The organism is Thermocatellispora tengchongensis (genome assembly GCF_014202315.1).
Taxonomy (GTDB): Bacteria; Actinomycetota; Actinomycetes; order Streptosporangiales; family Streptosporangiaceae; genus Thermocatellispora; species Thermocatellispora tengchongensis.
In genome coordinates, this window is sequence record NZ_JACHGN010000017.1 from 162,274 (window position 1) to 176,377 (window position 14,104).

At 72.8% G+C, this 14,104-nt stretch carries 14 protein-coding genes; 6 read left to right on the forward strand and 8 right to left on the reverse strand.

What is annotated here, in order from left to right:
• Window positions 1–26: 26 nt before the first annotated feature.
• The 4 genes from HNP84_RS34575 (at window position 27) to HNP84_RS34590 (ending at window position 4,549) form a co-directional block, all read left to right on the forward strand.
• The gene (locus HNP84_RS34575) at window positions 27–986 is read left to right on the forward strand and encodes a glycoside hydrolase family protein (RefSeq protein WP_185054256.1); all 960 of its coding nucleotides are present in this window, start codon (window positions 27–29) and stop codon (window positions 984–986) included.
• A 176-nt stretch (window positions 987–1,162) separates the two neighbouring features.
• The gene (locus HNP84_RS34580; protein ID WP_185054257.1) at window positions 1,163–2,488 is read left to right on the forward strand and encodes a NosD domain-containing protein; all 1,326 of its coding nucleotides are present in this window, start codon (window positions 1,163–1,165) and stop codon (window positions 2,486–2,488) included.
• 157 nt (window positions 2,489–2,645) lie between these two features.
• A complete protein-coding gene (locus tag HNP84_RS34585; RefSeq protein WP_185054258.1) occupies window positions 2,646–3,671 on the forward strand; it encodes a LacI family DNA-binding transcriptional regulator in 1,026 nt (341 codons plus the stop codon).
• Between the two features lie 209 nt (window positions 3,672–3,880).
• Entirely contained in the window at window positions 3,881–4,549 is a 669-nt protein-coding gene (locus HNP84_RS34590) for a GNAT family N-acetyltransferase (RefSeq protein ID WP_312926439.1), read from the forward strand.
• A 41-nt stretch (window positions 4,550–4,590) separates the two neighbouring features.
• Here HNP84_RS34590 and mftF read toward each other — a convergent pair whose 3' ends face one another.
• The 6 genes from mftF to mftA are packed head-to-tail and all read right to left on the reverse strand — an operon-like array spanning window position 4,591 to window position 10,411.
• Window positions 4,591–6,021 carry a mycofactocin biosynthesis glycosyltransferase MftF gene (gene mftF / locus HNP84_RS34595; RefSeq protein WP_185054260.1) on the reverse strand — a complete coding sequence of 477 codons (1,431 nt, stop codon included), beginning with the start codon at window positions 6,019–6,021 and terminating at the stop codon, window positions 4,591–4,593.
• Window positions 6,018–6,827: a mycofactocin-coupled SDR family oxidoreductase gene (locus HNP84_RS34600; protein ID WP_221337142.1), complete on the reverse strand. Its 810-nt coding sequence runs from the start codon at window positions 6,825–6,827 to the stop codon at window positions 6,018–6,020. Before HNP84_RS34600 ends, mftF begins: the two co-directional genes overlap by 4 nt.
• Complete coding sequence (gene mftE / locus HNP84_RS34605) at window positions 6,815–7,570, reverse strand: mycofactocin biosynthesis peptidyl-dipeptidase MftE (protein ID WP_185054262.1); 756 nt, start codon at window positions 7,568–7,570, stop codon at window positions 6,815–6,817. The genes HNP84_RS34600 and mftE overlap by 13 nt, the downstream gene beginning before the upstream one ends.
• A gap of 1 nt (window position 7,571) precedes the next feature.
• Entirely contained in the window at window positions 7,572–8,747 is a 1,176-nt protein-coding gene (mftD, locus tag HNP84_RS34610; RefSeq protein WP_185054263.1) for a pre-mycofactocin synthase MftD, read from the reverse strand.
• Window positions 8,748–8,766: 19 nt separating this feature from the next.
• Window positions 8,767–10,293 (reverse strand): mycofactocin radical SAM maturase, encoded by a 1,527-nt coding sequence (gene mftC, locus HNP84_RS34615; RefSeq protein WP_185054264.1) that lies wholly within the window; start codon window positions 10,291–10,293, stop codon window positions 8,767–8,769.
• Window positions 10,294–10,306: 13 nt separating this feature from the next.
• Window positions 10,307–10,411, reverse strand: a complete 105-nt coding sequence (mftA, locus tag HNP84_RS34620) for a mycofactocin precursor MftA (RefSeq protein ID WP_185054265.1) — start codon at window positions 10,409–10,411, stop codon at window positions 10,307–10,309.
• 119 nt (window positions 10,412–10,530) lie between these two features.
• On the opposite strand from mftA, the gene mftR reads away from it, so the two are divergent.
• A complete protein-coding gene (gene mftR, locus HNP84_RS34625; protein ID WP_185054368.1) occupies window positions 10,531–11,154 on the forward strand; it encodes a mycofactocin system transcriptional regulator MftR in 624 nt (207 codons plus the stop codon).
• A gap of 64 nt (window positions 11,155–11,218) precedes the next feature.
• On the opposite strand, the gene HNP84_RS34630 is transcribed toward mftR, so the two are convergent.
• On the reverse strand, window positions 11,219–12,355 hold the full coding sequence (locus tag HNP84_RS34630; RefSeq protein ID WP_221337143.1) for a LacI family DNA-binding transcriptional regulator: 1,137 nt from the start codon (window positions 12,353–12,355) through the stop codon (window positions 11,219–11,221).
• Window positions 12,356–12,616: 261 nt separating this feature from the next.
• Complete coding sequence (locus HNP84_RS34635) at window positions 12,617–12,985, reverse strand: ArsR/SmtB family transcription factor (RefSeq protein ID WP_185054267.1); 369 nt, start codon at window positions 12,983–12,985, stop codon at window positions 12,617–12,619.
• Between the two features lie 244 nt (window positions 12,986–13,229).
• On the opposite strand from HNP84_RS34635, the gene HNP84_RS34640 reads away from it, so the two are divergent.
• Entirely contained in the window at window positions 13,230–14,027 is a 798-nt protein-coding gene (locus HNP84_RS34640) for an enoyl-CoA hydratase/isomerase family protein (RefSeq protein ID WP_185054268.1), read from the forward strand.
• Window positions 14,028–14,104: the final 77 nt, after the last annotated feature.

Genomic DNA, 14,104 nt, shown 5'->3' on the forward strand with positions numbered 1-14,104 from the left:
GGCGTCACCACCGGAAAGGTCATTTCGTGCTGCGTCTCGACGACCACTGGGTCTGGGACTTCTGGCTCGCCGACGACGGCGAGACCTACCATCTGTACTTCCTCAAGGCGCCCAAGGCGATCGGCGACCCCGACCAGCGCCACTGGAACGTCTCGATCGGCCACGCCGTATCCGCCGACCTCACCGACTGGACCGTACTCCCGGACGCCCTGGCCCCCAGCGTTCGTCCCGCCTTCGACGACTACACCACCTGGACCGGCTCGGTCGTCCGGGCCGACGACGGCACCTGGCACATGTTCTACACCGGCACCAGCCACGCAGAACGCGGCCTGAAGCAACGCATCGGCCTGGCCACCTCGGATGACCTGCACACCTGGCGCAAGCATGGCACGGCAGCGATCCTGGAAAGCGATCAGCGCTGGTACGAGCGACTCCACACGGGGGAGTGGCCCGACGAGGCATGGCGCGACCCCTGGGTCTTCCGCGACCCGGGCGGCGACGGCTGGCACATGCTCATCACCGCCCGCTCCCCGGTCGGCGACCCCGACCAGCGCGGTGTGATCGGCCACGCCCGCTCCCACGACCTGCTCGATTGGGAGGCACAACCCCCGCTCAGCGCACCCGGCACCGGCTTCGGCCACCTGGAGGTCCCCCAGGTGGAGATCGTCGACGGCAGCCCCGTGCTGCTGTTCTCGTGTCTGCGCACCGAGCTGGCGCGGGAACGGCGCCTGGCCGGGGAACGCGGCGGCGTCTGGGTCGTCGAACCGGGCGACCTGCTCGGGCCGTACGACCCGAGCAAGGCGCGGCGCCTCACCGAGGAGTCCCTCTACAGCGGCCGCATCGTCCGGGATCGCGCGGGCGCCTGGGTCCTGCTCGCCTTCCGCCACACCGACGACGGCGGCTTCATCGGCGAGATCACCGACCCGATCTTCGTGTGCCGCGATCCGGCTCACGGCCTGCGCGGCACCCAACCGCTCCCGATGTGACGGTCACACTCAGCAGACCGTCTGACGGCCTTCGGCAAAGCCGGCGAGGCGCGACCTGCGCATGCCGGTACCGCCGGCCGGCAGGTACCGGCATGCTCCAGGGCCGGACCTCAGCCCGGCGAACTCCACCTGTCCCCTTCCACCGGGTTTCGCTTCTCACCCCCAGGAGGAACCGCATGACCCAGAAGGATTCCGACCTCAACCGGCGCGTGCTGCTCAGAGCGTCTACCGTCGGCGCGGCGGCGGCCGGCATGGCCGTGTTATCGGCCCCGTCCGCCGCATCCGCCGAGGCCGGGCCGTCCAGGGGGTACGACGTCACGACCTGGCGCCACTCCACCAACCCGGCCATCACCTGCTACACCGACATCGGCGCGCTGATCAACGACATCATCGCCGACATCAAGACCCGCCAGCCCAGCCAATCCTCGAAGCCCGGCGCGGTGATCTACATCCCGCCGGGCGACTACCCGCTCAAGACCAGGGTCACCGTCGACGTCAGCTACCTCACCATCAGGGGCGACGGCCACGGCTTCGCCTCCTCCAGCATCCGATACAACGCCGGAGACACCTCGGCCTGGCACGAGATCTGGCCGGGCGGCAGCCGGATCCGGGTCGAGAACACCGACGGCGAAAGCGAGGCATTCCTCGTCTCCCGCAGCGGGGATCCACGGCTGAGCTCGGTCGTCTTCGACAACTTCTGCCTCGACGGGATCTCCTTCACGCCGAACCAGAACTCCTACGCCAACGGCAAGGTGGGGATCCGGGTCGACACGGCCAACGACGCCTTCCGCATCGAACGGATGGGGTTCGTCTACCTTGAGCGCGCGCTGATCGTGCGGGACGCGGACGCGCTGAGCGTGCGCGGCAACTTCATCGCCGAATGCGGGAGCTGCGTGGAGCTGATCGGCTCCGGGCAGGCGTCGAAGGTCACCGACAACCATATCGGCGCGGGCTACATCGGCTACTCGATCTTCGCCGAACAGCACCAGGGGCTGCTGATCGCCGGGAACAACATCTTCCCCCGCGGCAAGAGCCTGGTTCACCTCCGCAACACCAACCGATCGTCCATCACAGGCAACCGGCTGCACGGCTTCTACCCCGGAATGCTCGATTCGGATGGGATCAACAAGGAGAACCTCATCAGCGGCAACCACTTCCGGAGGGAACCGGAACCCTGGGGGCCGATGCAGCCGTACGACAACGGCAAGGACGACCTGTACGGGCTGATCCACCTGCGCGGTGACGGCAACATGGTCACCGGCAACCTCTTCGCCTACGACGTCGCCCCCGCCAAGATCAAACCTTCCGGCGCGGAACCTACCATGATCCTGGTCGCCACCGGATCCGGCAACCATGTGTCCAACAACAGCGTGGTCAGCAACGTCGCGGTGAACGCCGTGGTGCTCGATGAGAGCACGCACGGCACCAAGGTGATCGACAGCGCCACCGCCTCACAGTTCGTCACCTACGCCGCGGACTACACCTTCCGCGCCACCCCCTGAGCCGCAGCAGGGCAGGGGCGCCTCCGCCGGCCGCGGCAGAGCATGCCCCGAGGTCCCGGGCCGGTGCCCGCGACATGTGACACGTCGGAAACGGACCCTTGCCACATGTCCGCGCCGGGATGAAGAATCGATTTGCTGAATCGTTTCTTCAAGGAGAATGATGCAAAAGCCACGGATCAAGGACGTCGCAGCACGAGCGGGCGTGGGCGTCTCCACAGTGTCCGTGGTCCTGAACAACGTCGAGGGCGCGCGCGTCAGCCCCGAGACCCGGGAGCGCATCCTGTCCGCCGCCCGCGCCCTCGGCTACACCTCCAACCCGATCGCCCGCAGCCTTCGCACACGCAGGACCCAAACGATCGGCTTCGTCGGCGATGACATAGCGACCACCCCGTTCGCCGGGCGGATGATCCAGGGAGCTCAGGACGCGGCCTGGCAGGCCGGCTACCTGCTGTTCCTGGTGAACACCGGAGGCGAGCACGCGCTTGAGCGCCACGCCGTCCGGGCGCTGCTCGACCGGCGGGTCGACGGTGTCATCTACGCCACCATGTACCACCGGCACGTCGAGATCCCCGAGATGCTGGGCGACGTGAGCACCGTCGTACTGGACGCCTGCCCCACCAACGGCTCTGTGCCGTACGTCGTGCCCGACGAACGCGGCGGCGCGGCTGCGGCGGTGGGCGAACTTCTCCGCGCGGGTCACCGGCGGATCGGGTTCGCCACCGAGTCGCTGGAGGTTCCGGCGGCATCCGGACGCCTGGCCGGCTACCACGAAACGCTGGCCGCGGCCAGGATCCCCGCCGACCCGGAGCTCGTCGTGGCCGAGCACGGCGACACGACCGGAGGTTACCGGGCGGCGACGCGCCTTTTCGATCTCGGCGAACGGCCGACCGCGATCTTCTGCTACAACGACCGGATGGCGATGGGGTGCTACCGCGCCGCGGCCGAACGCGGCCTGCGCATCCCCTACGACCTGTCCGTCGTCGGGTACGACGATCAGGACCTGATCGCACCCGAACTGTCCCCGGCACTCACGACCGTCGCCCTGCCTCACTACGAGATGGGGACGTGGGCGGTCCGCCGGCTGCTGGAGCTCATCCGGGACGACCCCGAGCAGAGTGCGCAGGGACATCTCATGCCGTGCCCGCTGGTCAGGCGGGACTCGGTGGGGCCGCCGCCGCGGTGAGACGCGGCGGCGGACAGGGGGCTCCTATGGCGCGTCCGCTTCGCATCTCCCGTCATCGGCGGCGGCCGGCACCTCATTGACGAGGCTTGTGCCCGTAGGATGGCCGGCTGGATCTGATCGCTCGTCCAGCAGGGCCACCGCCGATCCCGTACGACACGAGAGGCACAGCACGAATGGTCATCCGCGACGCCACCGCACTCGATGACCCGGTGGGCGCATCACTGCGCGGTCACCATGCGCACCTTGCCCGCCGGTTCGGCGAGGCCGTCACCTACCAGCCGGGAGTCGCGACCTTCTCCGCGGTGACCGCCGATCCGGGTCCGCAGGAGTGGGCCGACCTCGCCCGGCTGCTCGGCCGGGGCGAGCTCGCCGACATGTTCGGTTGCCCGGCGACGCCGCCGCCGGACTGGGAGCCGGTCTTCGTCCTCGAAGGCCGTCAGATGATCTGGCCCGGCGGCAGCCGCCCCGATCACCTGCCTGGCGGGACCGGCACCGGGGTGGTCGAACTGGGCGCGGACAGCGTGCCCGAGATGCTCGACCTCGTCGCGCGGGCGCAGCCGGGGCCGTTCTGGCCGCGCACGCGCGAGCTCGGCACCTATCTCGGCGTGCGCGACAACGGCACGTTGGTGGCGATGGCGGGCGAGCGGCTCCGGCCGCCGGGGTGGACCGAGATCAGCGCCGTCTGCACCGCCCCGGAGGCACGCGGGCGCGGCTACGCCGCCCGTCTGGTGAGCGCGCTCGTCGCGCGGATCGTGGCGCGCGGCGAACGTCCCTTTCTGCACGTGGCCGAGGCGAACACCGGCGCGATCGCCCTTTACGAAGGGCTCGGCTTCGAGACCCGCAAGCCCGTGACCTTCCGGGGCTTCCGCACTCCGTGACGGCTGTGCGGGAAACGCTGGTCAGCGGGGAAGCGTGCGGCTCAGGACGGCGGCACCGGTGGCGATGGCGGCGTCAACGACCACCGGATGTCCGGCAGCAGCGCTCTGAGGGAGCGGCCCTTGATCGCGCCGTACCACAGGCCGGCCCCGTACGCGGCGTCGTCGAGGCGGCGGGCGAGGGCGAACCGGAACGGGTCGAGGTGGGCCCCGGTCCGGCGCAGGTCGGACACCGTGTCGAGCAGCGCCGCCGCGGCCACGGCCCGGCGCGTCCGGCGGGAGAACAGGCAGCCGAGCGCGGCCAGGGGCCACCAGTGGCGCAGCAGGAGCGCGGTGACCTGCCAGGCCGAGGCCACGGCGCCGTCGGCGGTCAGGACCAGCGCCAGCCGTACCGGGTGGTCGCTGCGGGCGAGCTTGGCCGACATCCGCGCCGCCGCCACGGCGAAGATCAGCGCGGCGACCGGGGCGGACCAGCGCCGCTGGGCCAGCAGCGCCAGGGCGAAGGCCGCGCTCCACGGGGTGAGCACGGCGGGGGCCACGTCCCGGCCGTGCCGCCGGGCCAGCAGGTCGGCGCCGGTGCCGTAGAACGCCTTGCGGCCCAGCCAGTCGGCGACGTCCGTACGGTGCTCGTGCCGCACGGTCGCGGCCGGCTCGTAGCGCACCCGCCATCCCGCGCCCGCGAGCCGCCACACCAGGTCCACGTCCTCGCCCACCCGCATCTCCGCGCTGAACCCCGCCCCGAGCGCGTCCACTCGGGCCAGGAGGCAGGCGCTGGGCACCCAGGAGACGGGCGCGCGGGGGCGGACGATCCCGGGCTCGATCCCCAGGTCCAGCGAGGAGCGCGCGTCCTCGTAGCGGCGGATCCACCGATCCCCGCCCGGCAGGCGCAGGCCCAGCACCCGCGGCGCGGCCACCGCCACGCGCGGGTCGGCGAAGTGCCGCAGCAGGGCCTCCAGCGCGCCGGGTTCCAGCACCACGTCGGAGTCGGCGAACAGCACGTACGGGGTGGTCACCCGGCGCAGCCCCGCGTTGCGGGCTCCGGCCGGCCCCAGGTTCTCGGCCAGCGGGACGAGGCCGGCCCCGTGCGCCGCCGCCACCCGCGCGACGGCCTCCGGGCGGGCCGAGGCGTCGTCCACCACGATCACCCGGTGCCGGCCGCCCAGGTTGGCCAGCAGCCGGTCCAGCGCGTGCGGGCGGTCGCGGACCGGGATCACCACCGTCACCTGCGACGGGTCGCCGTCGGGCAACTCGGCCACGATCGGGTCGGCCATGCCGATCTCCAGCAGCCGGTCGGCCAGCAGGGCCGAGGCGCGGTCGCGGACCCGGATCGTGCGGCCGGTGAGCAGTTTCCTGGCCGTCCTGCTCAGGTGGACCACACGGGTGGGCGCGCCGCCGACCAGGGTCCGGCCGCCGTCGCGCACGCGTACGCGCCGGTTCAGCCGCACCGCGAACCCCTCGGGCAGCGGGCCGGTCACGGGGTGAACCCCCCGTCGGCCGAGACCACCGAGCCGTTGACCACGGCCCCGGCCGGGGAGCAGCAAAAGGCGATCACCTCGGCGATCTCGGCGGGCTCGATCAGGCGGCGCAGCAACTGCGAGCCGGCGAACTCCTCGGTGTCGTCCAGGCCGTAGACCCCGGCGGTGGCGGTGAGCATGTCGGTGCGGGTCGAGCCGGGGGAGACCGCGGCGGCGGTGACGCCGGTGCCCACCAGGTCGGCCGCGAGCCCGCGCACCAGCCCGGCCACGGCGTGCTTGGCCGCGTTGTACGCCGCCAGCCGGAACAGCCCGTGCGTCGCGGCGGCCGAGGCGACCGCGACGAACCGGCACCCGCCCGGCTCGGGCCCGGCCAGCATGTGCGGCACGCACACCGCCGCCGTGTGCCACACCCCGGCGACGTCCACCTGCCACAGGGTGTCCAGGTGCTCGGGCGGGGTCTCCCACAGCGGCAGCCCGCCGGCGATGACCGCCGCGGCGGCCACGGCCGCGTCGAGCCGGCCGAACCGGTCCACCGCGGCGGCGGCGGCCTCGGCCAGGGCCTCGCGGTCGCGCACGTCGGCGACGTACGGCACGATCGTGTCCGGGTGCTCCGCGGCCAGCGACTTCAGGTCGGCGACGGTCGCGAGCGGGTAGGCGACGCCCGGCGGCCGGTCCGGACCGTCGCCGGCGCAGGAGTCCACGGCGACCACCCGGTAGCCCTGGGCGCACAGGGCGCGCACGGTGGCGGCCCCGATCCCGCGGGCCGCCCCGGTCACCAGCGCGACCCGCCCGCTCACGTCCGCCACGCCGCCTCCTCCGCGCGCAGCAGGCATCCGCTGCCGTCCGCCCGCCCGTGCCCGGCCCGCCCGGCCACGTCCGCGGCCATGCGGTCCAGCAGGTGCCGCCCGTACTCGGCGGAAGCCGCGGTCGGGTCGCCCAGCACGCCGGACGGCGACACGCCCGCGACGCCCCGGGCCACCAGGCCGGGCATCAGCTCGGCGAGCGGGGCCGAAACGCCCGGCTCGGCGCGGGACATGTTCACCAGCTCCGGGGCGAGGTGCAGCATGAGCGAGGTCTCGGCGTGCCCGGCGTGGGAGTCGGTGCCCGCGGCGTCACCGGTCTCGCACGGCGTCCACGCCACGTCGTGCCCCTCCTGCCGCAGATGCGCGACCGCGGCGGCGAGGGGGCGCAGGTTGCCGCCGTGCCCGTTCACGATCACCGTGCGGCCCGCCCACCCCGACAGCGAGCGGACCAGCTCCACCAGCAGGAACCGCAGCGCCTCGGCGCCGATCGACGCGGTGCCGGGGAAGCCCTGGTGCTCGCCGCTGGCGCCGTAGGCGACGGCCGGCGCCACCAGGACGTTCAGATCCGGCCGCGCCCGGCGCAGGCGTGCCGCCGCGGCCTCGGCCACCGCCGTGGCGATCGTGGTGTCGGTGTGCAGCGGCAGGTGCGGCCCGTGCTGCTCGGTGGAGCCGAGCGGCACCAGCACGCACGGCGAGGGCGGCAGCGCCGTCCAGGAGTGGTCCGCGAGGCCGGGCCGGGACGCCATGCTACGCGCCGATCTCGCGGGTGAACCCCGGCGGGATCACCACGTCCCCGGGCCCCAGGTCGTGGACGGAGGCGCGGCCCAGGCCCAGCAGTGCCGAGTCGATGCCGTTGCGCATGATGTCCAGCACGTTCTCCACCCCGGCCTGGCCGTTGGCCGCCAGGCCCCACAGGTAGGCGCGCCCGATCATCACCGCCCGCGCGCCGAGCGCGAGCGCCTTGACGACGTCGCCGCCGCGCCGTACGCCGCCGTCGAGCAGCACCTCCACCTGGTCGCCGACCGCGGCGGCGATGCCCGGCAGCAGCCGGATCGTGGCCGGTGTGCCGTCCAGGTTGTTGCCGCCGTGATTGGACACCGATATCGCCGTGGCGCCGGCGTCCACCGCGCGGCGGGCGTCGTCGATGCGCGAGATGCCCTTGAGCATGAACGGGCCGTCCCATCGCTCCCGCATCCACCGCACGTCCTCCCAGGTGGGGGGCGGGGTCTGCATCCACTCGCCGTACGCGCCGAAGAACGTGGGCGGCCGCTGTCCGGCCGGGACCACGTTCGGCACGGTCAGGTCGGGCAGGCGGCCGGTTCTGGCGTACGTGAGCAGCCACTGCGGCCTGGCCAGGCCCTGCGGTGCGAACCGGGCGATCGCCTTCAGGTCGAGCCGTTCGGGAATCCACGGGGAGCCCCAGTCGCGGCCGTGGGAGAACGTCCAGTCCAGCGTGACGATCAGGCCCTTGGCCCCGGCCGCGCGGGCGCGCTCCATCTGCGCGGCCATCTGGTCCTTGGTGCCCATCCAGTACATCTGGAAGAAGGTCTGCGGGTTGGCCGCCACGACCTCCTCCACCGGCTTGCTCGCGAAGTTGCTCAGCCCCATGGCGGTCCCGCGCGCCGCCGCCGCGCGGGCGACGGCCACCTCGCCGTCGGGGTGCACGGCCTGCACCCCGGTGGGCGAGATGATCACCGGCAGCGAGATCTGCTGCCCCATCACCGTGGTGGCGAGGTCGCGCTTGGCCGGCAGGTCGGCCACGTGCGGAGCGAAGCCGAGCGCCGCGAACGCCTCCATGTTGTCGCGGTACGTCCGGCCGCGCTCCGAGCCGGCCAGCAGCGCCTTGTACACCGACGGCGGCAGGTGACGGCGGGCCCTGCGCTGTGCCTCGGCCACCGTCTCGAACCATGCGTTGCGGGCCATGGAACCCTCTTTCTCGTGGTCAGGCGTCGGGGGAAGGGACGAATCCGGCCAGCGGGCTCTCCGCGCACGCCCGCGCCGGCGGGACGTCGGGGGACGGGCGGCGGCCGATGCGCACCGGGACCGGGCGGCTCCGGGGCCGGCGGGAGTGGTCCTGGCTGGGCCGGGGCGGGGTGCGGCCGGCCGCCGCGAGCGCGTCGCGGGCGTGCCCCTGAACGCACTCGGGGTCGGGCCCGTCCAGCGGCAGGCCGGTGAAGAACTTGGCCGCCATGCAGCCGCCCCGGCAGGAGTCGAAGAACCGGCAGCCGGTGCAGGCGCCGGAGGTCTGCGGCTCGCGCAGCTCGCGGAACAGCTCCGACCCGCGCCACACCCCGGCGAACCCGCCGTCGGTGAGCACGTTGCCGGCGCGGAAGGTGTCGTGGATCGCGAACGGGCAGGCGTAGACGTCGCCGACCGGGTCGATCAGGCACACCACCCGGCCCGCGCCGCACAGGTTCAGCCCGGGCAGCGACTCGCCGTACCCGGCCAGGTGGAAGAAGGAGTCGCCGGTCAGCACGTCCTCGCCGGCCCGCAGCAGCCACTCGTACAGCTCGCGCTGCTGCCCGGCCGTGGGGTGCAGCTCGTCCCACACGTCGGCGCCGCGGCCGGACGGGCGCAGCCGGGTGAGCCGGAGCGTCGCGCCGCGGGCGTCGGCGATGGCCTTGAACGCGTCGAGCTGGGAGACGTTCTCGCGGGTCATCACCACCGACAGCTTGGCGTCGGCGAACCCGGCCTCGGCCAGGTTGTCCAGCGCGCGGATCGCGGTCGCGTACGAGCCCGCCCCGCGCACCCGGTCGTTGACCTCGGCGGTGGCGCCGTCCAGCGAGACCTGCACGTCCACGTAGTCCATGCCCGCCAGAGCCCGCGCGCGCTCGGGGGTGATGCGCACGCCGTTGGTGGAGAACTTCACCCCCACCCGGTGGGCGACGGCGTACTCCAGCAGGTGCCAGAAGTCCGGCCGCACGGTCGGCTCGCCGCCGCCGATGTTGACGTAGAAGACCTGCATGGCCTGCAGCTCGTCGATGACCGCCTCGCACTGCGCGGTGGTCAGCTCGCGCGAGTCGCGCCTCCCGGAGGAGGACAGGCAGTGCACGCAGGACAGGTTGCAGGCGTAGGTAAGCTCCCAGGTCAGGCAGATGGGCGCGGCCAGCCCCTCCTCGAAGCGGCGGGCGAGCGACGCGCTCGCCCCCCGGGCGGCCGCCGTCTTCGCGGGCGTTCCGGGGGCGACCGGGGCCGGGGCGGTACGGGGCCGGATCATGTCGGCCGACGCCAGCCCGCGCAGCGCGCCGGCGTACGCGGGCCACTGCTCGGCGGGCACCCCCGCCTCGGCCAGCGCGCCGCGGGCGTCGGGGTGGGCGGCGAGCGCGCGCACCACCGCGGCCAGCTCGCCCCGCTTGAGGAAGGTCAGCCGCCGGTTGCCGAAGTGGTAGGCCAGCGCCCCGAACGGCTCGGGGCGCAGCGCCACGCCGGGGGACAGCTCCCAGGCGACGTCCAGCGGGTTCGCGGTCATGTCGGGTGGCCGCTCAGTAGACGCCGCACATGCCGTCGATGGACACCTCTTCGAGCAGGGTCTCCTCGGTGAGCTCCTCGGGCGCGGTCTGGTCGGCGGCGGTGATCCGGTCGTCCATTGCAACTCCTCGGGGGGTGAGGGGAGCCGCGAATTGCGGCATCGAGTGCAATAAGGATTAAATGACACCGAGGGCAGAAAAGGAAGCCCTCGTGCCGGAACTGCTACCTTCTGGTGCTTGTGAACGCGGGGCAGACCCGGGGCCGCCGCCCCACCACCGACCACGCCGCGATCGAGCGGGCCGCCTTCCGGCTCTTCGCCGAGCGGGGCTTCGAGGAGACCACGGTGGACGCCATCGCCGAAGCGGCCGGGATCGCGCGGCGCACGCTGTTCCGCTACTACCCCTCCAAGAACGACATCCCCTGGGGCCGGTTCGAGGCCGGGCTGGCGCACCTGCGCGAGTTCCTGCGCGCCATGCCCCACGACATCCCGGTCTGGCGGGCGGTGCACCGGGCCGTGCTCGACTTCAACCGGCTCGACGAGGCGGCGGTCCCGCAGCACCGCGAGCGCATGCGGCTGCTGCTCACGACCCCCGCGCTCCAGGCCCACTCCGCCCTGAAGTACGCCGCCTGGCGCCGGGTCATCGCCGAGTACGTCGCGGTCCGTCGCGGCCTGTCGCCCGACGACCTGCTGCCGCGCACGGTCGGGCACGTCAGCCTGGGCATGGCGCTGTCGGCGTACGAGCAGTGGCTCGACAGCGAGGACCTGTCGCTGTCCGAACTGCTGGACTCCGCGCTGTCGGGCCTGCGCCTGTACCTGTGCGAGGATCACGACGGCCGTCACCCCGCGGCGGGCGGCGGGTAGACCGCCCTGGCCGCGGTGAGGACGAACGCGGTGCTCCGCTGACGTGCCGATCAGCCGGGCTCGCTCACTCTCCGATGACCGGATCTCCACCGCTGCCGGACCCGGAGGCGCCATGGCCGTCACCAGACGGACTCATCTGGCGAATCTCCGGCGCATGACCGTGGCCGGTGTCGTGGGGGATCAGACGGCAGGGCACCTCGGTCCCCGTGGCGGTGCCGCCCGTGGATTCGCGTATCACCAGGACGGCGGCGCAGGGGTCCGGCTCGGCCGGCAGCGGCCGGACTCCCAGCTCGTGCAGCGCGGACGCGGCGGCTTCGCGGCCGGCGGCCGCGGCGTCGATGCGCACGCTGGTGAGGGTCGGCACGACCACGCGGGCCAGGGGGCTGTCGTCGTGCCCGATCACGGCGAGTCGCTCGGGGATCGCGATGCCGGCCCGGAGCGCGGCCCCGGCGACCATGGCGGCGACGTAGTCGTTGCAGGCGACGACCGCGGTGCAGCCCGCCTCCACCCACGCCCGGACGGCGCGGTCCGCCGATCCGTCGGCGACGTCCACGACGCGTTCGCCGGCGAACTCCATGCCATGGAACGCGGCCCGCGCCGCCACTTTCCGGGCCTTGTCCCGGCTCACCGCGGCCAGCCGGGGATCGGGCGAGCCGGCGTACGCGATCCGCCGGTGCCCCCGTTCGCGCAGATGATCGACCTGCAGATGCAGGGTGATGGCGAGCCAGTGGGCGCTGTGCCGTATGTACTGGTCGGGCGTGGGGAAGAGCTTGGAGACCCCGTTCGCGCGTATCCCGGCCTGCTGGTCGTCGTCGAAGGGGGCGAAGCCCATCACCAGGTCGGCGTGCAGGCGCTCCCAGAGCGGCCGGGCGTGGCTGTCCTCGCGCGGGCTCCACGTCACCAGCGAGTAGCCCGCCTCGTCCAGGGCCTTGGCGAACTCCTCCACCAGTCGGCCGTGGGCGTAGTCCATCGGCCAGTCCGGCAGCACGAGCAGCACGATCTCGCTGCGCCCTCGGGCCAGCGCGCGCGCCGCGCTGTTCGGGCGGTATCCGAGGGCGATCGCCGCGTCGAGCACTCGCTGGCGGGTGGCCTCGGAGATGGTCTGGCCCGGGGTGTCGTTCAGAACGAACCCGACGGTCGCTCGCGAGACCCCCACCGCCTGTGCCACATCGGCGGCCGTCACCTGACGCCTGGGTTCCAAGACTGTCACAGGCTCCTTCGCATCGCAGTGAACGGCACCTTGCGGGCTCTGCTCAGGCAACTTATAGTCCTGCACTAGCGGGCGCTAGTAAACACCGCGCACCCAGGTGCGCACGGTGCTCTCACGCAGAGGTGAAAATGGCGGCGATCGGCGAAGTGTTCCACTCGCGCCCTCGCATGCCCGCCTTCACGGCACGACGGAAGACTCCGGGTGACGGCATGGCGCAGCCCGGCACCGCGGAGAGATGGGGCCCGGCTCCGGCTACCAGGTCAGCAGTGCCACCTCCGCCGCGGCGGCGGGCTCGGCGGCGGCACGGCGCGACCCCGCCTGCCTGCCCCGCCGGTGCCGAGGCCGCGCGGGAGCATCGCCGACCGCGCGCGGCGAGGGGGCGATCGTCCACAGCTCGTCGATCAGTTCGCGCAGCGCTTCCCGCTGCAGGCAGTAGTAGTAGTTGCGCCCGCGCTTGCGCACCTCGATCAGGCCGGCCTGCGCCAGGATCTTGGTGTGGTAGGAGATCGTGGGCTTGGACACGGGGAGCGTGTCCTCAAGGACGCTGCACGCCAGTTCGTCCGCCTGGGCGATCTGCTGGATGATGCTCCAGCGGATCGGGTCGCCCAGTGCCTTGAACATTTCCGCCGCGGCAGCCGGCTCGTGGGACAAAGTGCCCCTCCCTTACTGGTCCCGACCTGACGTCGATTATTAGGCAACTATCAATCTACCCCAGGCGTCCGGATCGCTCGATCGCGCCCATCCGATTCGGCGGCCACGCCCAACACGCGGTCGGCCGCGGTGCCGGGGACGTGCTGCCTCCGTTGCCCGAAGGGCGTAAGCTTCCTCCGGTCCCAGTGAAGAAGACCTGAGGAAGGAAGGTCGGATGACGGTCGGCTCCGCAGACGCGGTGGTGGTGACGGAGCCCGCGCCCGGCGTCCGGTTGCTGACTCTCAACCGACCGGACGTGCGTAACGCGATGACGGCGGACATGACGACGGCCTGGAACCGGGCCATCGACGCCGTGGCCGCGGATCGTGAGACGCGGGTGCTGATCGTCACCGGTGCGGGCAGCTCGTTCTGCTCGGGCGCCGACCTCTCCTGGCTCGACCAGGGCGCCGCCGAGGACATCACCACCGACCGGCTCCGCGACCGGATGCTGCCGTTCTATCGCAGCTGGCTGCGCCCGCGCTCCCTGCCGTTCCCGGTCATCGCCGCGGTGAACGGCCCCGCCGTCGGCGCGGGCGTCTGCCTCGCGCTGGCCTGCGATCTCCGCTTCGCCAGCACGACCGCGCGCTTCAGCACCCCGTTCATCTACCTCGGCACCCACGGCGGCATGGCCGCGACCTGGCTGCTGCCGGAGGCGATCGGCGTCTCCCGCGCCCGCGAGATGCTCTACACCGGCCGTGAGGTCTCCGGGGAGGAGGCCCTGAGCTGGGGCCTGGTGGCGGGGGTCAGCGACAACGTGCTCGACCACGCCATGGGCGTGGCCACCCGGATCGCGGAGGCCGGCCCGATCGCGCTGCGGCTGACGAAGACCGGGCTCGAACAGTCAGCAGCCGGGCTGGAGGCCGCCATCCAGTGGGAGGCCCTGGCCCAGCCCGTCACGATGACGACCGCCGACCTGCACGAGGGCATCCAGGCCGTCCGCCAGCACCGCGCACCGCGCTTCCAGGGCCGCTGACGCCCCTTCAGGCCCGCCCGCCCCGATCACGATTCCACCGGGCCGGAGACCCCCGCGGACTTTCCATTGGCCGCCGG

Excerpts from the sequence above, each read along its gene's own strand:
- HNP84_RS34580 (WP_185054257.1), top strand. The coding sequence starts at position 1,163 with ATGACCCAGAAGGATTCCGACCTCAACCGGCGCGTGCTGCTCAGAGCG.
- HNP84_RS34585 (WP_185054258.1), top strand. The coding sequence starts at position 2,646 with ATGATGCAAAAGCCACGGATCAAGGACGTCGCAGCACGAGCGGGCGTG.
- mftE (WP_185054262.1), bottom strand. The coding sequence starts at position 7,570 with ATGGCGTCCCGGCCCGGCCTCGCGGACCACTCCTGGACGGCGCTGCCG.
- mftD (WP_185054263.1), bottom strand. The coding sequence starts at position 8,747 with ATGGCCCGCAACGCATGGTTCGAGACGGTGGCCGAGGCACAGCGCAGG.
- mftC (WP_185054264.1), bottom strand. The coding sequence starts at position 10,293 with ATGACCGCGAACCCGCTGGACGTCGCCTGGGAGCTGTCCCCCGGCGTG.
- mftA (WP_185054265.1), bottom strand. The coding sequence starts at position 10,411 with ATGGACGACCGGATCACCGCCGCCGACCAGACCGCGCCCGAGGAGCTC.
- HNP84_RS34635 (WP_185054267.1), bottom strand. The coding sequence starts at position 12,985 with ATGTTCAAGGCACTGGGCGACCCGATCCGCTGGAGCATCATCCAGCAG.
- HNP84_RS34640 (WP_185054268.1), top strand. The coding sequence starts at position 13,230 with ATGACGGTCGGCTCCGCAGACGCGGTGGTGGTGACGGAGCCCGCGCCC.